Annotated in this window: 23 protein-coding genes; 18 read left to right on the forward strand and 5 right to left on the reverse strand. The window is 64.0% G+C overall.

Going from position 1 to position 24,097, the window contains the following annotated elements:
* Positions 1–88 precede the first annotated feature (88 nt).
* From urtA to PMN64_RS32740, 7 genes are all read left to right on the forward strand, one after another.
* Positions 89–1,351, forward strand: coding sequence for an urea ABC transporter substrate-binding protein (urtA, locus tag PMN64_RS32710; protein WP_411783677.1), 1,263 nt, complete (start codon positions 89–91; stop codon positions 1,349–1,351).
* A gap of 168 nt (positions 1,352–1,519) precedes the next feature.
* Entirely contained in the window at positions 1,520–2,446 is a 927-nt protein-coding gene (gene urtB, locus PMN64_RS32715; RefSeq protein WP_076833517.1) for an urea ABC transporter permease subunit UrtB, read from the forward strand.
* Between the two features lie 17 nt (positions 2,447–2,463).
* Positions 2,464–3,600, forward strand: a complete 1,137-nt coding sequence (gene urtC, locus PMN64_RS32720; protein WP_028345152.1) for an urea ABC transporter permease subunit UrtC — start codon at positions 2,464–2,466, stop codon at positions 3,598–3,600.
* 12 nt (positions 3,601–3,612) lie between these two features.
* Complete coding sequence (gene urtD, locus PMN64_RS32725; RefSeq protein WP_028345151.1) at positions 3,613–4,368, forward strand: urea ABC transporter ATP-binding protein UrtD; 756 nt, start codon at positions 3,613–3,615, stop codon at positions 4,366–4,368.
* A 198-nt stretch (positions 4,369–4,566) separates the two neighbouring features.
* Complete coding sequence (gene urtE, locus PMN64_RS32730; protein WP_028345150.1) at positions 4,567–5,256, forward strand: urea ABC transporter ATP-binding subunit UrtE; 690 nt, start codon at positions 4,567–4,569, stop codon at positions 5,254–5,256.
* 28 nt (positions 5,257–5,284) lie between these two features.
* On the forward strand, positions 5,285–6,514 hold the full coding sequence (fmdA, locus tag PMN64_RS32735) for a formamidase (RefSeq protein ID WP_050386953.1): 1,230 nt from the start codon (positions 5,285–5,287) through the stop codon (positions 6,512–6,514).
* Between the two features lie 100 nt (positions 6,515–6,614).
* The gene (locus PMN64_RS32740; RefSeq protein ID WP_166203954.1) at positions 6,615–6,965 is read left to right on the forward strand and encodes an FmdB family zinc ribbon protein; all 351 of its coding nucleotides are present in this window, start codon (positions 6,615–6,617) and stop codon (positions 6,963–6,965) included.
* Positions 6,966–7,083: 118 nt separating this feature from the next.
* Here the strand turns inward: PMN64_RS32740 and PMN64_RS32745 are convergent, their stop codons facing one another.
* The 5 genes from PMN64_RS32745 to PMN64_RS32765 form a co-directional block, all read right to left on the reverse strand.
* A complete protein-coding gene (locus tag PMN64_RS32745) occupies positions 7,084–7,869 on the reverse strand; it encodes an ABC transporter ATP-binding protein (RefSeq protein WP_304499559.1) in 786 nt (261 codons plus the stop codon).
* On the reverse strand, positions 7,866–8,639 hold the full coding sequence (locus PMN64_RS32750) for an ABC transporter permease (protein WP_212054984.1): 774 nt from the start codon (positions 8,637–8,639) through the stop codon (positions 7,866–7,868). Before PMN64_RS32750 ends, PMN64_RS32745 begins: the two co-directional genes overlap by 4 nt.
* Before the next feature lie 78 nt (positions 8,640–8,717).
* Positions 8,718–9,662 carry an ABC transporter substrate-binding protein gene (locus PMN64_RS32755; RefSeq protein WP_411783678.1) on the reverse strand — a complete coding sequence of 315 codons (945 nt, stop codon included), beginning with the start codon at positions 9,660–9,662 and terminating at the stop codon, positions 8,718–8,720.
* Positions 9,663–9,796: 134 nt separating this feature from the next.
* A complete protein-coding gene (gene hutC, locus PMN64_RS32760) occupies positions 9,797–10,540 on the reverse strand; it encodes a histidine utilization repressor (protein WP_411783679.1) in 744 nt (247 codons plus the stop codon).
* A complete protein-coding gene (locus PMN64_RS32765; protein ID WP_411783680.1) occupies positions 10,537–11,895 on the reverse strand; it encodes a formimidoylglutamate deiminase in 1,359 nt (452 codons plus the stop codon). Before PMN64_RS32765 ends, hutC begins: the two co-directional genes overlap by 4 nt.
* Before the next feature lie 85 nt (positions 11,896–11,980).
* On the opposite strand from PMN64_RS32765, the gene hutI reads away from it, so the two are divergent.
* The 11 genes from hutI to PMN64_RS32820 all read left to right on the forward strand — a co-directional run.
* The gene (gene hutI / locus PMN64_RS32770) at positions 11,981–13,195 is read left to right on the forward strand and encodes an imidazolonepropionase (RefSeq protein ID WP_411783681.1); all 1,215 of its coding nucleotides are present in this window, start codon (positions 11,981–11,983) and stop codon (positions 13,193–13,195) included.
* A complete protein-coding gene (hutH, locus tag PMN64_RS32775) occupies positions 13,192–14,751 on the forward strand; it encodes a histidine ammonia-lyase (protein ID WP_411783682.1) in 1,560 nt (519 codons plus the stop codon). Before hutI ends, hutH begins: the two co-directional genes overlap by 4 nt.
* Before the next feature lie 18 nt (positions 14,752–14,769).
* Positions 14,770–16,437, forward strand: a complete 1,668-nt coding sequence (gene hutU, locus PMN64_RS32780) for a urocanate hydratase (protein WP_411783683.1) — start codon at positions 14,770–14,772, stop codon at positions 16,435–16,437.
* 374 nt (positions 16,438–16,811) lie between these two features.
* A complete protein-coding gene (locus PMN64_RS32785) occupies positions 16,812–17,966 on the forward strand; it encodes a transporter substrate-binding domain-containing protein (RefSeq protein WP_411783684.1) in 1,155 nt (384 codons plus the stop codon).
* Positions 17,963–18,604: an ANTAR domain-containing response regulator gene (locus tag PMN64_RS32790; RefSeq protein WP_016845707.1), complete on the forward strand. Its 642-nt coding sequence runs from the start codon at positions 17,963–17,965 to the stop codon at positions 18,602–18,604. The genes PMN64_RS32785 and PMN64_RS32790 overlap by 4 nt, the downstream gene beginning before the upstream one ends.
* A 127-nt stretch (positions 18,605–18,731) precedes the next feature.
* Positions 18,732–19,982 (forward strand): transporter substrate-binding domain-containing protein, encoded by a 1,251-nt coding sequence (locus PMN64_RS32795; RefSeq protein ID WP_411783685.1) that lies wholly within the window; start codon positions 18,732–18,734, stop codon positions 19,980–19,982.
* A 129-nt stretch (positions 19,983–20,111) separates the two neighbouring features.
* A complete protein-coding gene (urtB, locus tag PMN64_RS32800) occupies positions 20,112–20,981 on the forward strand; it encodes an urea ABC transporter permease subunit UrtB (protein ID WP_092080021.1) in 870 nt (289 codons plus the stop codon).
* 16 nt (positions 20,982–20,997) lie between these two features.
* Positions 20,998–22,137: an urea ABC transporter permease subunit UrtC gene (gene urtC / locus PMN64_RS32805; RefSeq protein WP_411783686.1), complete on the forward strand. Its 1,140-nt coding sequence runs from the start codon at positions 20,998–21,000 to the stop codon at positions 22,135–22,137.
* Positions 22,134–22,886, forward strand: coding sequence for an urea ABC transporter ATP-binding protein UrtD (gene urtD, locus PMN64_RS32810; protein ID WP_411783687.1), 753 nt, complete (start codon positions 22,134–22,136; stop codon positions 22,884–22,886). Before urtC (PMN64_RS32805) ends, urtD (PMN64_RS32810) begins: the two co-directional genes overlap by 4 nt.
* Positions 22,879–23,571 (forward strand): urea ABC transporter ATP-binding subunit UrtE, encoded by a 693-nt coding sequence (gene urtE / locus PMN64_RS32815; RefSeq protein ID WP_411783688.1) that lies wholly within the window; start codon positions 22,879–22,881, stop codon positions 23,569–23,571. Before urtD (PMN64_RS32810) ends, urtE (PMN64_RS32815) begins: the two co-directional genes overlap by 8 nt.
* A gap of 33 nt (positions 23,572–23,604) precedes the next feature.
* On the forward strand, positions 23,605–24,097 hold a 493-nt coding region (locus tag PMN64_RS32820), incomplete at its 3' end, for a nitrilase-related carbon-nitrogen hydrolase (protein WP_411783689.1).

The raw sequence follows: 24,097 nt of genomic DNA on the forward strand, positions 1-24,097 counted from the left end.
GTATACGCGATCTCACGTATCAGTGCGCTGCACAAAAGTGAGCAATCCTAGCCTCATCAATAAGCGTTCTCGAACCAATGGGGTGCTCATGTCAGACGATACAAAACCAGGCCTGAAGTCTCCGCTCCGGCGCAAGCTCTTGATGGGAATGGCGGCATTGCCGGCCGTTTCGATGCTGGGCCGTCCGGCATTTGCCGACGTTCCTGCAACCTCTGCGGTCAACACCACGGGTCTTGCAGTCACCGATAGCGAGGTCACGGTCGGCATCCTGCATTCGGTGACCGGTACCATGGCGATCTCCGAGACCGGGTCGGTCGAGGCCGAGAAGCTCGCGATCGAGCAGATCAACGCCGCCGGCGGCGTGCTCGGCCGCAAGATCAAGTTCATCCAGGAAGACGGCGCGAGCGACTGGCCGACCTTCGCGGAAAAGGCCAAGAAGCTGTTGGTCAACGACAAATGCGCGGCCGTGATGGGCTGCTGGACCTCGGCCTCGCGCAAGGCGGTGCTGCCGGTGTTCGAGCAGTACAACGGCATGCTGTACTACCCGACCTTCTATGAAGGCCTCGAGCAGTCCAAGAACGTCATCTACACCGGCCAGGAGGCGACCCAGCAGATCATCGCCGGTCTCGACTGGGTCAACAAGACCAAGGGCGCCAAGAGCTTCTACCTGCTCGGCTCGGACTACATCTGGCCGCGCACCTCGAACAAGATCGCGCGCAAGCACATCGAGAACCATCTGCAAGGCTGCAAGGTGGTCGGCGAGGAATACTTCCCGCTCGGTTCGACCCAGTTCAACTCGGTCATCAACAAGATCAAGCTGACCAAGCCGGACGTGATCTACGCGATCATCGTCGGCGGCTCCAACGTCGCATTCTACAAGCAGCTCAAGGCGGCCGGCATCGATCTGTCGAAGCAGACGCTGCTCACGATCTCGGTCACCGAGGACGAGATCGACGGTATCGGCGGCGAGAACATCGCCGGCGCCTATGCCTGCATGAAGTACTTCCAGTCGCTCGACAATCCGAACAACAAGGCCTTCGTGCCCGCCTTCAAGAAGATGTGGGGCGAGAAGACCGTGATCGGAGACGTCACCCAGGCTGCTTATCTCGGTCCGTGGCTGTGGAAGTTGACGGTGGAGAAGGCCGGCTCCTTCGACATCGACAAGATCGCGGCGGCGTCGCCCGGCGTCGAGTTCAAGGGCGCGCCGGAAGGTTACGTCCGGATCCACGAGAACCATCATCTGTGGTCGAAGACCCGGGTCGGACGCGCCAAGGCCGATGGACAGTATGAGCTGATCTACGAGACCGCCGATCTCGTCGAGCCGGATCCGTTCCCCAAGGGTTACCAGTGAGCCAGTAGCCCGCATGAGCGGAGCGATGTGCGGGACCGTCCCGGGTATCGCACCCGCTCACCCGGGCTACGAAGCTCCACAACGCATCGCGGCGTGGACGTCGTCGTCCGCGCCACGGAACGAGCGTCGCTTGACCGGCGGCGCGTGCCTCTTGGACTGGAGGACATCATGTTCGGCGACTATTCGATCAGCGATCTCGGCGCCATCCTTGCGATGCAGGGATTTGCCGGGCTCATCCTGTTCTCCGTCTATGTGCTGATGGCGCTGGGGCTCGCCATCATCTTCGGCCAGATGGGCGTCATCAACATGGCCCATGGCGAGTTCATGATTCTCGGGGCCTACGTCACCTGGATGACGTCGAACGCCGTGCAGCACGTCGCGCCTTGGCTGTTCCCCGGCTACTTCTTCATCGCGATGATCCTGGCGTTCATCGCCTCCGGCGCGCTCGGCATGCTGGTCGAGTGGGCGCTGATACGCCATCTCTACAAGCGTCCGCTCGACACGCTTCTGGCGACCTGGGGTCTCAGCCTGATCCTGCAGCAGGCCTATCGTTCGGTCTTCGGCGCGCGCGAGGTCGGCGTCGAACTGCCGGAATGGATGATGGGCTCCTGGCAGGCGACCGACTCCATCCAGATTCCGATCAACGGCATGTTCGTGATGGCGCTGACCATCCTGATCACGATCGCGGTCGCCTACGTGCTGTTCTGGTCAAGCTGGGGCAAGCAGGTACGCGCCGTGGTGCAGAACCGCGTGATGGCAGGCGCCGTCGGCATCAATACCGAGAAGGTCGATCGTTACACTTTTGGCCTGGGTTGCGGCATCGCCGGGATCGCCGGCTCTGCCTTCACCATGATCGGCTCGACCGGACCGACCGCCGGCCAGCTCTACATCGTCGACACCTTCCTGGTCGTCGTGTTCGGCGGCGCCGCTTCGCTGTTCGGCACCATCGCCTCCGCCTTCTCGATCTCGCAGACCCAATCGACGCTGGAATTCTTCCTGTCGGGATCGATGGCCAAGGTGATCACGCTGCTGACGATCGTCGCGATCCTGATGGTGCGTCCGCAGGGGCTCTTCGCGCTCAAGGTCCGCAAATAAGAACAAGCAGGCTGGTCATGATCATCAACTCGCGCTTTTTCAATCGCTCCGAACTGCTCGGCTTCCTTGCGCTCGCGGTACTGCTGTTTCTCATCCTGCCGCTATCGCTCGATATCTTCCGCCTCAACCTGGTCGCCAAATATTTGACCTATGCCTTCGTCGGGATCGGCCTCGTGCTGTGCTGGGGCTATGGCGGCATCCTGAGCCTCGGGCAGGGCGTGTTCTTCGGCCTCGGCGGCTACTGCATGGCGATGTACCTCAAGCTCGAGGCGTCCTCGGTCGCGAACACCAAGATCCAGTCGACGCCGGGTATCCCCGATTTCATGGACTGGAACCAGCTCACCTCGCTGCCCTTCTTCTGGAAGCCATTTCACAGTTTCCCGGTGGCGCTGATCGCGATCATTCTGGTGCCGGCGATCTTCTCCTTCATTATCGGCGCTGCGATGTTCAAGCGTCGGGTCGGTGGCGTCTACTTCGCGATCATCACGCAGGCGATCGCCGCGATCATGACCATCCTGATCGTGGGCCAGCAGGGCTACACAGGCGGCATCAACGGGATCACCGATCTGCGAACGCTGCATGGCTGGGATATCCGGACCGATCACGCCAAGTACATCCTCTATTTCGTGGAGGTGGTATTGTTGTTCGGCTGCATCTGCGCCGCGCAGTTCATCCGCCTGACAAAACTCGGGCGCATCCTGGTGGCGATGAGAGAGCAGGAGGATCGCGTGCGTTTCTCCGGTTACAGCGTCGCCAACTTCAAGATCTTCGCGTTCTGCGCCGCGGCCGTGTTCGCTGCGATCGGCGGCGCCATGTTCACGCTCGAGGTCGGCTTCATGTCGCCGTCCTTCGTCGGCATCGTGCCGTCGATCGAGATGGTGATCTACACCGCGGTCGGCGGCCGGATGTCGATCTTCGGCGCGGTCTGGGGCGCGCTGTTGGTCAATTTCGCCAAGACCAGCCTCTCGGAGTCCTTTCCGCAGCTCTGGCTGTTCGGTCTCGGCGCGCTATTCATCGCGGTCGTGCTCGCCTTCCCGAACGGGCTGTCCGGCATCTGGGCTGACCACGTCCAGCCGCGCATCGATCGACTGTTGGCATCACGCAAATCGAAATCGGCGGCCGGCCTGATCGCCGACGGCGCACCGGCCGAATGAGGAGGGATCATCATGCTCGTCGGCCATCAGCCCAAGGACTTCCTGCTCGCGGTCTCCGGTCTCACTGTGTCCTTTGACGGCTTCAAGGCCGTCAACGATCTCTCCTTCTATGTCGAGGAGAACGAGATCCGCGTCATCATCGGCCCGAACGGCGCCGGCAAGACCACGGTGCTCGACCTGATCTGCGGCAAGACAAGGGCGACGTCAGGCTCGATCCAGTTCCGCGGCCAGGAGCTGACCAGGTTGCGCGAGAACGAGATCGTGCAAGCCGGGGTGGGGCGCAAGTTCCAGACGCCGTCGGTGTTCGAGGATCTCACCGTGTTCGAGAACCTCGAGATCTCCTTTCCACGCGGCCGCACGGTGTTTGGCTCGCTGACCTTCCAGCGCGACGACACCGTCAAGCAGCGGGTCGAGGAGGTCGCCGAGATGATCTTCCTGAAGGACAAGCTCAATACCTTTGCCGACCAGCTCAGCCACGGCCAGAAGCAGTGGCTCGAGATCGGCATGCTGCTGATCCAGGATCCGGACCTCTTGATGCTGGACGAGCCGGTCGCCGGCATGAGCGTCTCCGAGCGCGCCAAGACCGCCGAGCTGCTCAACCGCATCATCAAGGACCGCTCGGTGCTGGTGATCGAGCACGACATGAAGTTCGTCGAGGACATCGCGCACAAGGTCACGGTGCTGCACCAGGGACAGATCCTGTCCGAGGGGACGATGGAGCACGTCAAGAACGATCCGAAAGTCATCGAAGTGTATTTGGGCCACTAACGGATGATCAGGATCGGTCGAGCCGCGAACTCAGTTCACCTCTCCCCGTCGGGGAGAGGTCGGCGCGCAGCGCCGGGTGAGGGCCTTCAGGTCCCAAGAGAGAGCGCAACCCCTCACCCGGATCGCATCGGGCGATGCGATCCGACCTCTCCCACAAGGGGAGAGGTGAAGAACAGTGCCCGGTTCTAGGAGCTGTCGATGCTGGCAATCAATGATCTTCATGTCGCCTATGGCCAGAGCGAGGTGCTGCACGGCCTCAACGTCTCGGTCGCGCCCAACGAGATCGTCGCGATCATGGGCCGCAACGGCATGGGCAAGACCACGCTGATGAAATCGCTGATGGGCATCCTGCCGGCCAAGAGCGGCAAGGTGACCATGGACGGCACCGAGCTCGGCGCGATGAAGAGCTACGACCGGGTGGCGAAGGGCCTCGCCTACGTACCGCAGGGCCGCATGATCTTCTCCACCATGACTGTCAAGGAGAACATCGAGACCGGCCTCGTGGTGTCAGGCGGCTCCGAGGTGCCCAGCGATATCTACGAACTGTTTCCGGTGCTGCTCGAGATGAAGGGCCGCCGCGGCGGCAATCTCTCGGGCGGGCAACAGCAGCAGCTCGCGATCGCCCGCGCGCTGGCGACCAAGCCGAAGGTGTTGCTGCTCGATGAGCCGACCGAAGGCATCCAGCCGTCGATCATCAAGGACATGGCGCGTACCCTGAAGCGGATCCGCGATGAGCGAGGGCTTTCGATCGTCGTCTCCGAGCAGGTCCTGAGCTTCGCCCTCGACATCGCCGACCGCGTGCTCGTCATCGAGAACGGCGAGATCGTCCGCGACGATCCACGCGCCAGCGTCGATGCCGCGCAGATTTCTAAGTACCTGTCCGTCTAACTATCAGTAACCCAAGGGGAGCATCGCGATGCCAGATACACTGATCAAGGTCGATCTAAGCAAGTCGGCCTATGAAAACGACAAGATCCACAACCGCTGGCATCCGGAGGTTCCGATCGTCGAGTGGGTCAGCCCCGGCGACGACTTCATCATCGAGACCGTCGACTGGACCGGCGGATTCATCAAGAACAACGATTCCGCCGACGACGTGCGCGACATCGATCTGTCGATCGTGCACTTCCTGTCCGGTCCGATCGGCGTCAAGGGCGCTGAGCCCGGCGACCTCCTCGTCGTCGACCTGCTCGACGTTGGTCCGTTGAAGGAGAGCCTGTGGGGCTTCAACGGCTTCTTCTCCAAGCAGAATGGCGGCGGCTTCCTCACCGACCATTTCCCGCTGGCGCAGAAGTCGATCTGGGACATCAAGGGTCTTTACACCTCGTCACGTCACGTCCCCGGCGTCAACTTCGCCGGCCTGATCCATCCCGGCCTGATCGGCTGTCTGCCCGATGCCAAGATGCTGGCAGCCTGGAACAAGCGCGAAGCCGAGCTGATCGCGACCAACCCGACTCGTGTACCGGGCCTCGCCAATCCGCCGTTCGCGCCGACCGCCCATGCCGGCCAGGCCAAGGGCGACGTCAAGGCCAAGATCGGCCTCGAGGGCGCGCGCACCGTGCCGCCGCGCGAGCATGGCGGCAATTGCGACATCAAGGATCTGTCGCGCGGCTCGAAGATCTATTTCCCGGTCTATGTGCCGGGCGGCGGGCTCTCGATGGGCGATCTGCATTTCAGCCAGGGCGACGGCGAGATCACCTTCTGCGGCGCCATCGAAATGGCCGGCTGGCTGCACATTAAGGTCGACGTCATCAAGGACGGCGTCTCGAAATACGGCATCAAGAACCCCGTGTTCAAGCCGTCGCCGATCACGCCGAACTACAAGGACTATCTGATCTTCGAGGGTATCTCGGTCGACGAGGCCGGCAAGCAGCATTATCTCGACGTTCACATCGCCTATCGCCAGGCCTGCCTGAACGCGATCGAGTATCTGAAGAAGTTCGGCTACTCCGGCGCCCAGGCCTATTCGATCCTCGGCACCGCGCCGTGCCAGGGCCATATCTCCGGCGTGGTCGACGTGCCGAATGCCTGCGCCACGCTGTGGCTGCCGACGGAGATATTCGACTTCGACGTCATGCCGTCGTCGGCGGGACCGATCAAGCATATCAAGGGCGACGTGCAGATGCCGATCTCGCCCGACAAATGATCCCTTGAGTGATCCCTGCGCGAAGGGTGCGGGACGGCCCGCGTATTGGCCGCCCCGCATCCATCGCCGGATGTCACACGACTGCGCAAGGATTAAGGAAATGCCGATCTACGAATATCTCTGCAACGATTGTGGTCCTTTCACCGACATGCGGCCGATGGCGGAATGCGACCTGCCGCAGGACTGCCCGCAATGCGAGACGACGTCGCCGCGCGTGATCCTGACCGCACCGGCGTTCTTCTGCATGCCCTCGGACAAGCGCAAGGCGCATGCCACCAACGAGCAGAGCCGGCACGCGCCGAAGACGCTCGACCAGTACAAGGCCGCGCATGGCCCGGGCTGCGGCTGCTGCTCGACAACGGGAAAGAAGAAGCCGGCGCGGCTGATGACCAAGACCAAGAGCGGCGCCAAGGGCTTTCCGACCGCGCGGCCCTGGATGATCAGCCACTAGAAGCGTTTTCGAGCGAAGTGGATACCGGTTCGCGTTAAGAAAACGCGTCAAACAAAAGTCTGGAGCCCGATCCCGATTCAATCGGAACGGGAAAGGCTCTAGAAAGTGTGGCTGGTCGTCAAGCTTGCTCAGCGACCTTCAGGGCCTCGGTGCGGATCTCCTCGACCAGCCGCTCCTTCAGGGCGACGAATTCAGGCGTGGTCTTGATCTTGTAGGAGCGCGGATGCGGCAGGTCGACCGCGATCTCGGCCTTGATGCGGCCGGGCCGCGCGCTCATGACGATGACGCGGCTGCCGAGGAAGATCGCTTCCTCGATGTCGTGGGTGACGAACAGCACCGTCTTCTGGTCGCGCTCCCAGATCCCGAGCAGCATCTCCTGCATCAGCGCGCGGGTCTGGTTGTCGAGCGCGCCGAACGGCTCGTCGAGCAGCAGGATCTTTGGATCGTTGGCTAGCGCGCGGGCGATCGCGGTGCGCTGCTGCATGCCGCCCGACAGCTGCTTGGGCGAGTGATTTTCGAAGCCCGATAGCCCGACCCGGCGGATGAACGCATCGGCGATCTTATGGCGCTCCGCTTGCGACACGCCGCGCTCGCGCAGGCCGAAGGCGATGTTCTCGCGCACCGTCAGCCAAGGAAACAGGGTGTAGGACTGAAACACCATGCCGCGGTCGGCGCCGGGGCCGGTGACCTCGCGCCCGTCGAGCGTGACGCGCCCGCTGGTCGGCCGATCGAGCCCGGCGATGATCCGGAGCAGGGTGGACTTCCCGCAGCCGGAGGGGCCGAGAATGGTGACGAAGTCGTTGTCGCCGACATCGAGCGTGGTCGGCTCGAGCGCTCTCGTCGGCGCGTTACCGGCACGGGCGGGGAAGGTTCGCGAGACCTGATCGATCCTGAGCGCGGTCATGCGAGCTTCCACGGGAACAGCCAGGCGTTGAACGCCTTGAACAGGAAATCGGAAATCAGGCCGATCAGCCCGATCACGATGATGCCGAAGATGATCTGGCCGGTATTGAGCAGCGCCTGGCTGTCGGTGATCATGTGCCCGATGCCCGACGACGAGCCGATCAATTCGGCCACGATGACGTAGGTCCAGGCCCAGCCCAGCACCAGCCTGAGGATTTCAGCGATCTCGGGCGCGGCAGACGGCAGCAATACGCGGCGGATGATGCCGCGGTCGCGGGCGCCCAGCGTATAGGCGGCCTCCACCAGGTCGCGCCTGGTGGCACCGACGGTGACCGCCACCATCAGGATGATCTGAAACACCGCGCCGATGAAGATCACAAGCAGCTTCTGCAACTCGCCGATGCCCGCCCACAGGATCAGCAGCGGGATGAAGGCGGATGCCGGCAGATAGCGCGCAAAGGACACAAACGGCTCGAGAAAGGCCTCGATTGGCTTGTAGGCTCCCATCAGCACGCCGAGCGGCACCGCGATGATGGCAGCAAGCACAAACCCGCCGATCACGCGCCAGATCGTCATCCCGATGTCGAACAGAAAGCCTTGCTTGGCGAGCAGCTCATAGCCTTCCTGCACCATCGTCAGCGGGTTGGCGAGGAAAGTCTTCGACACATGGCCGCCGAACGTGGCCCAGGACCAGAGGGCGACGAACAGCACGAAGAAGGCGAGGCCATAGGCCACGCGCTGCTTCGATGTCGTGGGCTCGAGAGGACGCATCAATTGATCCGGGCGTATCTTATGCGCCGGTCCCGCCCGCTGTGTCGCGAGACCGGACCGGCCGAAATGGTTGCTGCGTTACTTGATGAAGCTTGCGTCGTAGATGTCCTCGACCTTCGGCGCGGCCTTGATGATGCCGACCTCGAGCAGCAACTCAGCAGCGTCCTTGTTGAAGGTGAGGAAGTCGCCGGCGAAGAATTTCTGGTTGGCGGCCTTGTCCTGCCAGCGCAGGTACCTTGCCGAGTTGCCGAACTGCTCGCCGCTCTGCTTCACGTCAGCGCCCATGATCTCGTAGGACTTGGCCTGGTCCTTGGCGATCATGTCGAGCGCCTCGAAATAGCTGTCGGCAAGCGCCTGCGCCGCCTTCGGATTGTCGGTGAGGAATTTCGGGGTGCAGCCGAAGGTATCCATCACGATCGGGTAGTCGAGCGTGGTCGCGATGATCTTGCCCTTGTTGGGAGCGGCGCGCACCGTCGACAGATAAGGCTCGTAGGTCATCGCGGCATCGTTCTGGCCGGAGACGAAAGCCTGCGCCGCGGCGGCGGGCTCCAGATTCACCACGGTGACGTCTTTCACCGTGAGGCCGTTCTTCTTCAGCATCCAGGCCAGCGCGAAATACGGCGAGGTGCCGGGCGCGGACGCCGCGACAGTCTTGCCCTTCAGGTCCTTGATCGCCGCGACGTCGTTGCGCACGGCCATGCCGTCGGCGCCATAGCTCTTGTCGAGCTGGAAGATCTGCTTGGTCGCAACGCCATTGGCGTTCCAGGAGATCCAGGTCTCGACCGTCGTGGCCGCGCACTGGATGTCGCCCGAGGCGATCGCGAGATGGCGGTCCTTCTGCGGAATCTTCTTCAATGTCACGTCGAGGCCGTTCTTCTTGAAGATGCCGGCCTCCTTGGCGAGCGTCAGCGGCGCGAAGCCGGTCCATCCGGAGATGCCGACGCCGACCTTGACGTCATCCGCGAACGCGCCTGTGGACGCGAGCAACACTGCGATTGCGGGCAATAGCTTGAAGGAACGCATGATTGTCGACCCCTTGAACGATGGATTGAATCCAGTTGATGTCTTCACGTCAGTCGCGGCGGATTGCCGCATGAGGCATGTCGGCGGATGATGGCCCATGATGCATTGCATGAAATATGCCGCGCAAGCTGCCCTCAGCCTCCCTTGAAGCGAGCCACCAGGCGATGCGTCTCGCCCGGATAATGCAGCCGCACCGCCGTTACCGTGCGCGCGCTGCGCCAGGTGTAGCGGTCGATCACGAGACAGGGCGCGCCGACCGCGATGTCGAGCGCCTCGGCCGTGCGATCGTCGGCGACGACGGCGCTGATCGTATGCTCGGCTTCGGTCCACGGCACATGGTGCAGCAGCCATGATCCCGGCGGCTCGCGGGCGAAGTCGGCGGTTGCAGCTTCCGGGACCGTGGAGAGATCGATCAGCCTGTCCTCGACGGCGAACGGCACATTGTCGGCGCTGTGCCGGCAGGCGATCGCGACCACCTTGCCGGCCTTGTCCATGCCGAGCCGGGCGCGATCGGCTGACGTCGCGGTACGGCGTCGGCAATCGATCAGCTGATAGCCATAGCTGCGGCCGAGCGCGGTGATCTCGGCGCGGATGTCGGCGATCTTGAGCACCGCCGACAGATGCTGCGGACGGCGCACGAAGCTGCCGGCACGGCGCCGCCGCTCGATCAGGTCGGCCTGCGCCAGCTCCGACAACGCTTTGTTCACCGTCATGCGCGAGCAGCGATAGCGCGCCATCAGCTGGTGCTCGAACGGAATGCGATGCCCGGGCGGCCATTCGCCGGTCAGGATCCGGGTCTCGATGTCGAGCCGGATGCGCTTGTAGAGCGTCGGCTTGCCGGCTGCATTCGGCTTGGCCTGGTCGGAGGCGAGACTCATGCGACGAGCCTCCGCACGCTGGCATTGAACCGCTCGCGCACCTTGTCGCGCAGCCGGTGCCGTCCGCCCGCGACCACCTTGTCGCCGCCGGCCCAGACGCAATCGATCGCGTCGCTGCCAGTCGCAAACAGCCAGCCATCGAGAACCGCATCGCCCGACCGTCCCGCCAGCGACGGATGCGCGGTGTCGAGGCTGACGATGTCGGCGCGCGCGCCGGGCGCGAGCCCAGCCTTGGTCTGTGCCAGGGCCTGCGCGCCGCCCGCGAGCGCATGGTCGAACAGCGCGCGGCCGGTGGATGCGCCGGGACGCCCCGAGAGCACATTGCGCTCGCGGTGCTTCAGCCGCTGTCCGTATTCAAGCTGACGCAGCTCGTCAGCGACGCCGACCAGCACGTTGGAATCGGTTCCAATGCCGAACCGGCCGCGCGCCGCGAGGAATTCGCGCGCGGAAAAGATGCCGTCGCCGAGACTTGCTTCGGTGACGGGGCAAAGGCCGGCAACCGCGCCGCTGCGTGCGAGCGCTGTGACTTCCTGCTCCGTCATGTGGGTCGCGTGAATCAGGCACCAGCGTTGATCGACGGGCGCATGTTCGAGCAGCCATTGCACCGGCCGCTGTCCCGACCAGGCGAGGCAATCCTCGACCTCGCGCACCTGTTCGGCGGCGTGGATGTGGATCGGGTCCGCCTTGGCAAGCGGAATGATGGCCGCGAGCTCGTCGGGTGCTACTGCCCGCAGGCTATGCGGAGCGATGCCGATGTTGGCGCCGGGTAGATCTCGGATTGCCTCGCGCGAGGCAGTCATCAGCGCGGCAAACTGATCGACCGAGCAAATGAAGCGGCGCTGCCCGGCATGCGGTGCGGCGCCGCCGAACGTGCTGTGGGCATAGAAACTCGGCAGCAGCGTGAGCCCGATGCCGGAGGCGCCGGCGGCCTCTGTGATGCGCACGGCCATCTCGGCGGGATTGGCGTAGGGCGCGCCGTCCAGATCATGGTGCAGATAGTGGAACTCGCCGACGCGGGTAAAGCCGCGCTCGAGCATCTCGACATAGAGCAGGGTTGCGACGGCGGCGACGTCGTCCGGTGTCATGGTCAGCGCGAAGCGATACATCGTCTCGCGCCAGGTCCAGAACGTATCGGTCGTGTCGCCGCGCAGTTCGGCGAGGCCCGCCATGCCGCGCTGAAACGCGTGGCTATGCAGGCTCGCCAATCCCGGAACCGCCAGTTGGTGACGTTCGTCGCCGGCGGCCGGCGCGACGCCCGCCGTCACCGAGGCGATCGCGCCATCGGCGACGACGACCTGCACGTCATTGGCCCAGCCCGAAGGCAGCAGCGCGAATGCGAAATGCAGTCGTGTCATTTTTCCACGCCGGCTGGACAGAACCCGGACACGATTATATGTCTAGACATATAAGTCAAGCATCCCACATCGAGGGGACGATCGCATGGCAGAGCGCTTCGACCGTATCTGGCACAACGCCCGGCTCGCCACGATGTGCGGCGACCGCGCCGATCTCGGCGAGATCGAGCGGGGGCTGATCGCGGCGCGCGACGGCCGCATCGTCTATGCCGGCGCGCAGTCGGATTTTCCCGTGGATGCGGACGCCGTTGAACGGATCGATTGCGCCGGCCGCTGGATCACGCCTGGGCTCGTCGATTGCCACACCCATCTCGTCTTCGGCGGCAACCGCGCGCACGAGTTCGAGCTGCGCCTGAAAGGCGCAAGCTATGAGGAGATCGCGCGCGCCGGCGGCGGCATCGTCTCGACCGTCGCGGCGACACGCAGCGCGACCGAGGCGGAGCTCGTCGCCGGCGCGCTGCCGCGGCTCGACGCGCTGATCGGCGAGGGCGCAACCACCGTCGAGATCAAGTCCGGCTATGGCCTCAATGCCGAGACCGAGATGCGGCAGCTTGCGGCGGCGCGCAGCCTCGCCCGCCTGCGGCAGGTTGCGATCCGCACGTCGTTCCTCGGAGCGCATGCGCTGCCGCTGGAGTCCAATGGCGACAAGGACCGTTACATCGATCTGGTCTGCAACGAGATGCTGCCGGCCGTGGCCAAGGCCGGCCTTGCCGATGCCGTCGACGGCTTTATGGAGGGGATCGCGTTTTCCGGAGAGCAGACGGCACGGGTGTTCGAGGCGGCGCGCGCGTTGGGACTGCCCGTCAAGCTGCATGCGGATCAGCTGTCCAATCTCGGCGGCGCGGCGCTGGCCGCAAGATTTTCGGCACTCTCAGCCGATCATCTCGAGCACACCGACGAAGCTGGCGCCGTGGCGATGGCGAAGGCCGGCACCGTCGCGGTCCTGCTGCCCGGCGCGTTCTATTTCATTCGTGAGACGCACAAGCCGCCGGTCGAGCTGTTTCGTACCCACGGTGTGAACATGGCGCTGGCGACCGATTGCAATCCGGGCAGCTCGCCGCTCACCTCGCTGCTGCTGGCGATGAACATGGGTGCAACGCTGTTCCGGATGACGGTCGCCGAATGCCTCACAGGGGTGACGCGGGAAGGCGCGCGTGCGCTCGGCATGCTCGCCGAGACCGGCACGTTAGAGGCCGGCAAGTGGTGCGATCTGGCGATCTGGGACATCGAGCGTCCGGCCGAACTGGTCTACCGCATCGGCTTCAACCCGCTGCACAGCCGGGTGTGGAGGGGGCAATGAACGATCGGGATGCACCTGTCGTCGTGACGCCCGGAACGGTCGGCCTCGACGTCCTGGCGCGCGTGCTCGCCGGCGCGTCCATCGTGCTCGATCCTTCGTGCTGGCCGCGCGTCGAGGCGGCCGCGGAGATCGTGGCGAAGGCGGCGCGCATCGACATTCCCGTCTACGGCATCAATACCGGTTTCGGGAAGCTGGCATCGACGCGCATCGCGCCCGACCAGACCGCGCTGCTTCAGCGCAACCTCATCCTGTCGCACTGCTGCGGAGTCGGTCCGAACACGCCCGAGCCGATCGTGCGCCTGATGATGGCGTTGAAAGTGATTTCGCTCGGTCGCGGCGCATCCGGCGTGCGCCGCGAGGTGATCGAGCAGTTGCAGGGCATGCTGGCGCACGGTGTCACTCCGCTGGTGCCGCAGCAGGGCTCGGTCGGTGCCTCCGGCGATCTCGCGCCGCTCGCTCATATGACCGCGGTCATGATCGGGGAGGGGCAGGCAATCCTTGATGGCAAAGCCGTGACGGGCCGCGAAGCGCTTGCGGCTGCCGACCTCGCGCCGTTGACGCTCGGCCCCAAGGAGGGGCTCGCGCTGATCAACGGCACGCAGTTTTCCACCGCCTATGCCATCTCCGGCCTGCTGCGTGCGCATCGCCTGGCGTGTGCCGCGCTGGTGACCGGTGCGTTGTCGGTCGATGCGGCGATGGCGTCGACGGTGCCGTTTCGCCCAGAGATCCAGTCCTTGCGTGGCCATGACGGGCAGATCGCCGCGGCTGCTGCCTTGACCGCACTGCTCGACGGCAGTGACATCAGGCAATCGCATCTCGAAGGCGACGAGCGTGTGCAGGATCCGTATTGCCTGCGCTGCCAGCCGCAGGTCGCGGGCGCCGTGCTCGACCTGCTCGCGCAAGCCGCGCGCGGGCTGACCATTGAGGCCAATGCCGTGACGGATAACCCGCTGGTTCTGGTGGAGACCGGCGAGATCGTGTCAGGCGGCAATTTCCACGCTGAACCGGTGGCGTTCGCCGCCGACCAGATCGCGCTGGCGCTCGCGGAGATCGGCGCGACCAGCGAGCGCCGGATCGCGACCCTCGTCGATCCCGCCTTGAACTTCGGCCTGCCGCCGTTCCTGACGCCCGAACCCGGCATCAACTCCGGGTTCATGATCGCCGAGGTAACGGCCGCGGCGCTCTATGCCGAGAACAAGCAACGTGCATTGCCTTGCTCGATCGACTCCACGCCGACCAGCGCCAACCAGGAGGATCACGTCTCGATGGCCGCCCATGCCGCGCGCCGGCTGTCGGACATGGCCGACAATCTCGCCGTCATCCTCGGCATCGAGCTGCTGGTCGCCGCGCAGGGCATCACGCTACGCGCGCCACATGCGACCAGCGCACCGCTCGCGGCGGTCATTGCCGTGCTGCGGCAGCACGTTCCCGCACTCGCCGCCGACCGCTACATGGCCGACGATCTCGCGCGGGCCGCATCGCTGATCGAAGCCGACGCATTGCCCGCCGCCGCGATCGCGGTGCTTCCGAGCGATCCATTTCCAAAACTTGCTTAGCCGACAGGAACATCCGTCATGAACCGCCGACTGGATAACGAACGCATCATCCGTGCACCCCGCGGCACCGACATCAGCGCCAAGAGCTGGCTGACGGAAGCGCCGCTGCGCATGCTGATGAACAATCTGGACCCTGATGTCGCCGAGCGACCGAGCGAGCTCGTGGTCTATGGCGGCATCGGCCGTGCGGCGCGCGACTGGGAGAGCTTTGACCGCATTGCCGCCTCGTTGCGCAAGCTCGAGGGCGACCAGACGCTGCTGGTGCAATCCGGCAAGCCGGTCGGCATTTTCCGCACCCATGCCGACGCGCCGCGCGTTCTGATCGCGAATTCCAACCTGGTGCCGCATTGGGCGACGCTCGATCATTTCAACGAGCTCGACCGGCAGGGCCTGATGATGTTCGGTCAGATGACGGCAGGCTCATGGATCTATATCGGCAGCCAGGGCATCGTGCAGGGGACCTATGAGACGTTCGTCGAGGTCGGCCGCCGGCATTATGGCGGCAGTCTCGCCGGCAAATGGATCCTGACGGCGGGCCTCGGCGGCATGGGCGGTGCCCAGCCGCTGGCCGCGACGATGGCCGGTGCGTCGATGCTCGCCGTCGAATGCCAGCCGAGCCGCATCGAGATGCGGCTACGCACAGGCTATCTCGACCGCCAGGCGGCGACGCTCGATGAAGCGCTGGCGATCATTGCTGAAGCGGTCAAAAGCCAGAAGCCGGTGTCGGTCGGCCTGCTCGGCAATGCAGCCGAGATCTTTCCCGAGCTGGTGCGCCGCGGCGTGCGCCCGGACGTCGTCACTGACCAGACCAGCGCGCATGATCCGATCAACGGCTATCTGCCCAAGGGATGGACGCTCGCCGATTGGGAAGCCAAACGCGCGGCTGATCCGAAGTCGGTCGAGACGGCAGCCAAGACCTCGATGGTCGATCACGTCCAGGCCATGCTGGATTTCCACGCGCAGGGAATCCCGACGCTCGACTACGGCAACAACATCCGCCAGATGGCCAAGGACATGGGCCTGAACGAGGCGTTCGATTTTCCGGGTTTCGTTCCGGCCTATATCCGTCCGCTGTTCTGCCGCGGCGTGGGACCGTTCCGCTGGGCGGCGCTGTCGGGCGATCCCGAGGACATCTTCAAGACCGATGCCAAGGTCAAGGAGTTGATGCCCAACGACAGCCACCTGCACAATTGGCTCGACATGGCCAAGGCGCGCATCAAGTTTCAGGGACTGCCGGCGCGGATTTGCTGGGTCGGGCTCGGCGACCGCCATCGGCTTGGCCTTGCCTTCAACGAGATGGTGGCGCGCGGCGAACTCAAGGCACCGATCGTGATCGGGCGCGATCATCTCGACAGCGGCTCGGTGGCGAGCCCGAACCGCGAGACCGAGGCGATGCGCGACGGCTCCGACGCGGTGTCCGACTGGCCGCTGCTCAATGCTTTGCTCAACTGCGCGAGCGGCGCCACCTGGGTGTCGCTGCATCACGGTGGCGGCGTCGGCATCGGCTATTCGCAGCACGCCGGCATGGTGATCGTCGCCGACGGCACGCCGGAGGCGGCGCGCCGGCTCGAGCGTGTGCTGTGGAACGACCCGGCGACGGGCGTCATGCGCCACGCCGACGCCGGCTATGACACGGCGATCGAGTGCGCCCGCGCCAACGGGCTCGATCTGCCCAGCCTGCGCTGAGGGGACTCTTGATCGGGAGTTGTTCGCGGGTTCAGCGGCATCTCCCGATCGGGGCGCAGGTTAACGAGCAATCTCGTCGCAGCTCTCAACCTTCCGGTTGATGTACGCGACGTGACCGGCCGGACATGCCTTGATACGGGAAATCGGTGGTGCAGCTACCGGAGATAGGTGGCCCGTGGAGCGCTGCACCTGTGATCCGTCGCGGGTGACACATTAGTCTGCCTGCTTTCGCGTCAGCTTCGCTGACAGGATGAGCGGCCGGGGTCCTTGTCTCGCGGCAGATGGCATGCAATCTTCCGCAGCCGGCAATGCTGTTCGAGAGCAACAAGAACAATAATCCCTCTCGTCCCTCCAATTCTGTCGAGGGCCTGATCATGTCGAACCTTTCCCAGACGACATCCGCTCCGTGGCGGATAGGAGTGCTGTTCTCGCGAACCGGCTTCATGTCGGTCATCGAGGAGACCCAGTATCAGGGCACGCAACTCGCGATCGAAGAGGTGAATGAAGCGGGCGGCGTCTGCGGCCGTGAGCTGGTTCCCGTTGCCTATGACCCCGGATCGGACTCGGCTGCCTATGGCCATTACGCCAAGCGGCTGATGATCGAAGATCAGGTCAGCACGATCTTCGGCTGCTACACCTCGTCGAGCCGCAAGGCGGTGTTGCCGGTGGTCGAACGGCTGAACGGTCTGCTCTGGTATCCGACGCTTTACGAAGGGTTCGAGGCGTCGCCCAACGTCATCTACACCGGCGCCTCGCCCAACCAGAACAGCCTCGCGCTGTGCCGATATTTGATGGATACGTTCGGAACACGGTTCTATTTCGTGGGGTCGGATTACATCTATCCGCGCGAGTCCAACCGGGTGATGCGGGAGCTACTCAAGAGCAATGGCGGCTCGGTCGTTGGCGAGCGCTATGTCAATGTCTATGCGCGCTGGCAGGATTTTGTGCCGATCATCCAGGATATCAAGCGTGTCAGGCCCGACGTGATCTTCTCGACCGTCGTCGGCGAGGGCACGGTGTTCCTCTATCAGGCCTATGCGAATGTCGGGCTCGATCCAAAGCAGGTGCCGATCGCCAGCCTGACCACGACGGAAGCCGAAATCGCCGCCATGGGCTTCGACGTCGGCGAGGGACACGTCACGGCGGCATCGTACTTCCAGGGCGTCGAGGGCAGCGCCAACAATGCGTTTGTGCAGCGCTTCAAGAAGCGGTTCGGCGCCGATATCTCGACCAACATGTGCGCCGAGGCGTCGTACTTCCAGCTGCATCTGTTTGCCAAAGCGCTTGAGCAGGTCAATTCGCTCGACACCGAAGTGCTCCGCTCGATGGTGTTCGGCACCAGCTTTGATGCACCGCAAGGTGCGGTCACCGTCAACCCGATGTCGGGTCATACCGACCTCTGGACCCGCATCGGGCGCGCCAACCGCCAGGGGCAGTTCGATGTCGTCAGCCAGTCGAAGGAGCCGGTGCATGCGGATCCGTTCCTGATCGGATATGGTCGTGCAACGCAAACAGGAAGCGTCCAATGAACGAAATGTCGCGTAAGCCGTCGCTGAGCCGAGACGTCGGCGGACGCAAGACCATGGTTCAGGAACTTGCCGATCTGTCGGCGGTGGTGGTCGCGCCGGTCGACGATCAGGTCGGCATGTTGCTGCGCGAGTTGCAGCGGTTCCGGATGCGGGTGCGGCAGGTCTGGCCGATGCCGGAGAGCGTGCCGGCCGATGCCGACGTAGTGTACTGCGAATATTCTCCTGACCTGGCGCGGCGCCTGCCATGGATTCCCGGCGATGCGCGCTCGGCGCTGGTTGTGATCCTGCCGGCGACGGAAACCGTTCACGCCGATGCGCTGTGTCATGCGACGCCGAACGCCGTTCTGCCGCGGCCGTTCACGCAGAATGCCGTGCTGTCCAGCCTGGTGCTGGCGCGCAGTCAATTTGGTTATGAACGGCGGCTTCGCAGCAAGATCGAGAAGCTCGACGACAATCTGCGCTCGATGCGCACGGTGGAGCGCGCCAAGGCGATCCTGATGGCGACGCGGCAGATGCCGGAAACCGAGGCCTATGGCTTCATTAGACGACAGGCGATGGATCGTCGCGTGTCGGCAAGTGCAGTCGCCGCGGCGATTGTTGACTCGTTCGAACTGCTTGGCTACGATCATCAACAGTAAGCCCCAATAGCGGGGCCGGCGGCGACAGCGCCGCCTTCGACACAACCGGCAACAAAGCCCTCCCAATGCTCGCGTAAGCGCGCATCGGGAGGGTTTTTTGTTTTTTCAGTCCTGAAGGGAGCTAGGGATGAGCATTTCACGGCGGACTTTGCTGAGGAATACCGCGGCGCTTGGCGCATTTGCCGGCGCCGGACTGCCGCACATCTGGATCAAGAACGCCGACCTTGCTTACGCCGCCGGCGGCGAGATCAAGGTCGGCGTGCTGTTCTCGCTGACCGGAACGACCGCGATCATCGAGGAATCGCTCAACAAGGCGACGCTGCTCGCCATCGAGGAGATCAATGCCGCAGGCGGTATCAAGGGCAGCAAGATCGTGCCGATCGTCGAGGACCCCGCGTCCGATCCGGCGACCTTCTCGGAGAAGGCCCGCAAGCTCGTCGTCGGCGACAAATGCGTCAGTGTGTTCGGCTCCTACACCTCGGCAAGCCGCAAGGCGGTGCTCCCGGTGTTCGAGCGGCAGAACAATCTCTATTGGTATCCGACGCTCTATGAAGGCCGCGAGTGCTCGAAGAACGTCATCTACACCGGCGCGGTGCCGAACCAGCAGCAGGACGAGTTCGTGCCCTGGCTGGTCAAGAAGTTCGGCAAGAAGTTCTACCTGATCGGCTCCAACTACATCTATCCGAAGGAAGAGAACAACTACTGCAAGAAGCTGCTTGAAAAACTCGGCGGCGAGGTCGTGGCGGAAGAATATGTGCCGCTCGGTCATTCCGAATTCTCTTCCGTCATCAACAAGATCCGCTCGACGCAGCCGAACGTGATCTTCTCCACCGTGGTCGGCGATTCCGTGGTCGCGCTGCATCGTCAGTACAAGGCGGCCGGCCTTGATCCCGAGAAGATGCCGATGGCGAGCCTGACGACCTCCGAGAACGAAGTCGCCGCGATGGGCGGCGAGGCGGCCGCCGGTCACTTCACCTCGGCGCCTTACTTCATGGTGTACAAGTCGCCGGAGAACGAGAAGTTCGTCGAGGCCTACAAGAAGCGCTGGGGCGCCGACAAGGTGACGCATTTCGTGTCGGAGGCCTGCTACTTCCAGACCTACCTGTTCAAGCAGGCGGTCGAGAAGCTCGCGACCAGCGACCTCACACCGCCGAATATCCGCGACGCGGTCAAGGGCCAGGAAGTGATTGCACCGCAGGGCAAGGTCCGGATCGAGCCGGAGAACCTGCACACCTGGCTGTGGCCCAAGATCGCGCAGGCGAAGTCGAACGGACAGTTCGAGATTCTGGTCGAGGCCAAGGAGTGGCTGAAGCCGGTGCCTTACGCGGCCTATCCCGGACAGTCATGCACCGAGAAGGGCCTGGTCGAGAAGAGCTGACGACGGCGGCTGACGAAGGCCGTCGGCGTGCGGCGCCGGCGGCCGGCGTCCCGAAACGAATGCGGCCTCTCGCACGAACGGGTGCGAGGGGCAGGGCGCACAAAACGAACATCGAAAACGGATCCCGACGTGGACCAATTCATCGAACAAATCGTCACCGGCCTCAGCATCGGATCGATCCTGCTGCTGGTCGCGCTGGGCCTGTCGATCATCTACGGCTCGATGGGCATCATCAATCTCGCCCATGGCGAGTTCGTGATGCTCGGCGCCTACGCGGCCTGGGTGTTCCATACTTATCTCGGGCTCGGCCTGCTGGCGAGCCTGGTGCCGATCTTCCTCGTGGTCGCCGCGTTCGGCTGGGTCATCGAGCGTTATGTCCTGAGCCTGCTCAACAACCGACCGCTGGACACGATTCTTGCGACCTGGGGCGTCGGCATCATGCTGCAGCAGGCGGTGCGGCTGATGGTCGGCAGCGAACTGCGCTACGTGCAGCTACCGCCCGCGCTGTCCGACAGCATGGACGTGTTCGGCATCCCGGTATCGTCCTATCGGGTGTTCCTGTTCGTGGTGTCGATCGCACTGTTCGTCGCGACCTGGTTGCTGATGAACCGCACCACGGTCGGAATGAAGTTGCGCGCGATCATCCAGGACCGTTCCGTCGCCGCCTCGTTCGGCATCAACGCCAAACGGGTCTATGCGCTGACTTTCGCCTATGGCGCGGGACTGGCGGGACTGGCCGGCGCGCTGGTGTCGCCGCTCAAGAGCGTGTCGCCCGATATGGGCACCGGCTATGTGGTCGATGCCTTCATGGTGGTCGTGCTCGGCGGCGTGCAGAGCCTCGCCGGCACCGTGGCGAGCGCCTTCATCCTCGGCGAGCTCTCCGGCGGCATTGCGTTCCTGCAGAACGACACGGTGGCCAAGGCGATCGTGCTGCTCGCCATCGTCGTGCTCATCCGCTTCCGCCCCGAGGGGCTTTTCACCGCACGCGTGCGGGCCTGAGACAGATCGCTCATCTATGCCGTCGCATGTTCCTAACTCCAGCGGATTGCAGCGCCTGATCGCGCAGCTTGCGCCTCTGCTGATCGTCTGCGCCGCGGTGTTCGCGCTGCCGGTGCTGCTCAACAACGACTTCCTGCTCAACAAGGTCGCGCGTTATCTGGTGCTGGGAATCCTCACGGTATCGCTCGGGCTGTCCTGGGGATTCGGCGGCATCCTGAATCTCGGCCAGGCGATGAGCTTCGGGCTCGGCTCCTACGCCATGGCAATGGCGCTCAAGCTCAAGACCGTGCCGGTGCATACGGGAGCTAGCGGACTGCCGGACTTCATGGTCTGGAACAATGTCCAGCATTTGCCGTGGTTCTGGGAGCCGTTCCGCTCGCTGACCTTCGCGATCGCCGCGGGCCTGATCGTGCCGGCGCTGGTTGCGGCGGCGCTCGGCTGGTTCATGTTCCGGGGGCGCGTCACCGGCGTCTATGTCTCGATCATCACGCTCGCCACCATGGTGGTGATCAATCTCGTGATCATCGACCAGCAGAGCTACACCGGCGGCTTCAACGGCATCACCGATCTCGCCCAGCTCGAGATCTTCGGCGTCGCGTTCGATGCCTATGGCCGCGCAACCTACTATCTCGTCGCCAGCTGTGTCCTGCTCAGCCTGCTTGTCGCCTTTGCCTTCACAAGAACCAAGGCCGGTCTGATCGTGCAGGCGATCCGCGACCATGAGAGCAGGGTGCGCTACTTCGGCTACGACGTCGCGCTCTACCAGATCTTCGTGTTCGCGCTGTCGGCGGCGATCGCGGGCCTTGCCGGCATGCTCTACACGGTGGTGATGGAGTTTGCCTCGCCGACCTTCCTCGGCGTGCAGCTCTCGCTTTCGGTGGTGGTGTGGTGCGCGGTCGGCGGCCGGCAGAGCCTGGTCGGTGCGTTCCTTGGCGCGGTGCTGGTGGCGGGCATGCAGGGCGCGCTGTCGGAGTCCGCTGCGTTCCTAGAGACCTGGACGCTGGTGATGGGCGCGCTGTTCGTGCTCGTGGTGCTGTTCCTGCCGAAGGGGCTCGCCGGTCTTGCGCAAGCCGTCCTGCGCTGGATCGTGCAGCGCCGCCAGGCGGCCGCGGGCGGGGTGGCGCAAGGCGTCGGCCAGACGGAGGGCAGCACATGAGCTCCCATCTCGATCTCCGCGACGTTTCGGTCAGCTTCAACGGCTTCAAGGCGCTCAATTCACTCAACATGAGCGTGCGCAAGGGCGAACTGCGCTGCCTGATCGGGCCGAACGGCGCCGGCAAGACCACGGCGCTGGACATCATCTGCGGCAAGGTGAAGCCGAGCGCCGGTACGGTGAGCTTCGATGGCACCGCGCTGCAGGATCTCGAGGAGTACGAAATCGCCCGCGCCGGCGTCGGCCGCAAGTTCCAGGTGCCGAGTGTGTTCCGCGAGCTTTCGGTCAGCGAGAATCTCGACGTGGCGCGGGCGCGCCGCACCTCCGTGCTTGGCAATTTGCGCTGGAATATCGGCAACTCAGGGCGCGAGCATGTCGAGCGTCTGGCCGAACTGGTCGGGCTCACCGAGCAGCTCGACCGGCCGGCCGCCTACCTGTCGCACGGTCAGACCCAGTGGCTGGAGATCGGCATGCTGGTCGCCCAGGACGCCGAGCTGATCCTGATGGACGAGCCCACCGCGGGCATGACAGCGCAGGAAACCCGCAAGACCGCCGAATTGTTCGCACGGCTGAAGGGCAAGCACACGCTGATCGTGGTCGAGCACGACATGGGCTTCGTCAAGGCGATCGGCGACATCATCTCGGTGATGCATATGGGCCAGATGCTGGCCGAGGGCACCGCGGCGGAAGTGGAGGCCCATCCGGAAGTGCGCCGCGCCTATCTCGGATCGGGAGGCATCAGCCATGCTTGAGCTGACCGACGTCGACGCCTTCTACGGCAACAGCCGCGCCCTCCAGGGCATCAACCTGACGGTTGGCAATGGCGAATTCCTCTCGGTGCTCGGTCGCAACGGCGTCGGCAAGACCACGCTGATGCGTAGCATCCTCGGCCTGATGGACCGGTGTACCGGACGGCTGTCGCTCGACGGTGCCGACATCTCGCCGCTGCGGACCTATCAGCGCGCCAAGGCCGGTATTGCCTACGTGCCGCAGGGCCGCGGGATTTTGCCGCGCTTCACCGTGCGGGAAAACCTGACGCTCGGGACCTTCGCCGCGAAATCGGCCAACGGCATCGAGGAGTGGGTGCTCGAGCTGTTTCCGGTACTCAAGGACTTTCTCAATCGCTATGGCGGCAACCTCTCCGGCGGCCAGCAGCAGCAGCTTGCGATCGCGCGTGCGCTGCTGGCCAAGCCCAAGGTCATCCTGCTGGACGAGCCGACCGAGGGTATCCAGCCAAACATCGTCGAGCAGATCGAGGACGTGATCGTCAGCCTCAATCGCGAGCGCGGCATCACGGTCGTACTGGTCGAACAGAATGTCGCGTTCGCGCGGCGTGCGTCTCATCGCTTCGCGCTGCTCGAAAAGGGACGCGTCGTCGCCAAGGGCGCGATCGGTGAGCTCACCGATGATCTCATCCAGCTGCACATGGCCGTGTAGCGGGAATTATCGCTCAGGAAAGGGAGTCGAGACATGTTGCATGGAGACATATCGAGCAGCAAGGACACGGTCGGCGTTGCCGTGGTCAATTACAAGATGCCGCGCCTGCACACCAAGGCCGAGGTGCTGGATAACGCGCGCAACATCGCCAAGATGGTCGAGGGCATGAAGCTCGGCCTCCCGGGCATGGATCTCGTGATCTTTCCGGAATACTCGACCCACGGCATCATGTACGACTCCAAGGAGATGTACGAGACCGCGTCGTCGGTACCGGGTGAGGAAACCCGCATCTTCGCGGACGCCTGCCGCAAGGCCAAGGTCTGGGGCGTGTTCTCGCTGACCGGCGAGCGCCACGAGGAGCATCCCAACAAGGCGCCGTACAACACGCTGATCCTGATGAACGACAAGGGCGAGATCGTCCAGAAGTATCGCAAGATCATGCCGTGGGTGCCGATCGAGGGCTGGTATCCCGGCGATTGCACCTATGTCTCGGACGGGCCGAAGGGGCTGAAGATCAGCCTGATCA

The sequence above is a fragment of the Bradyrhizobium sp. UFLA01-814 genome (assembly GCF_046718885.1).
In the GTDB taxonomy this organism is placed as follows: domain Bacteria; phylum Pseudomonadota; class Alphaproteobacteria; order Rhizobiales; family Xanthobacteraceae; genus Bradyrhizobium; species Bradyrhizobium elkanii.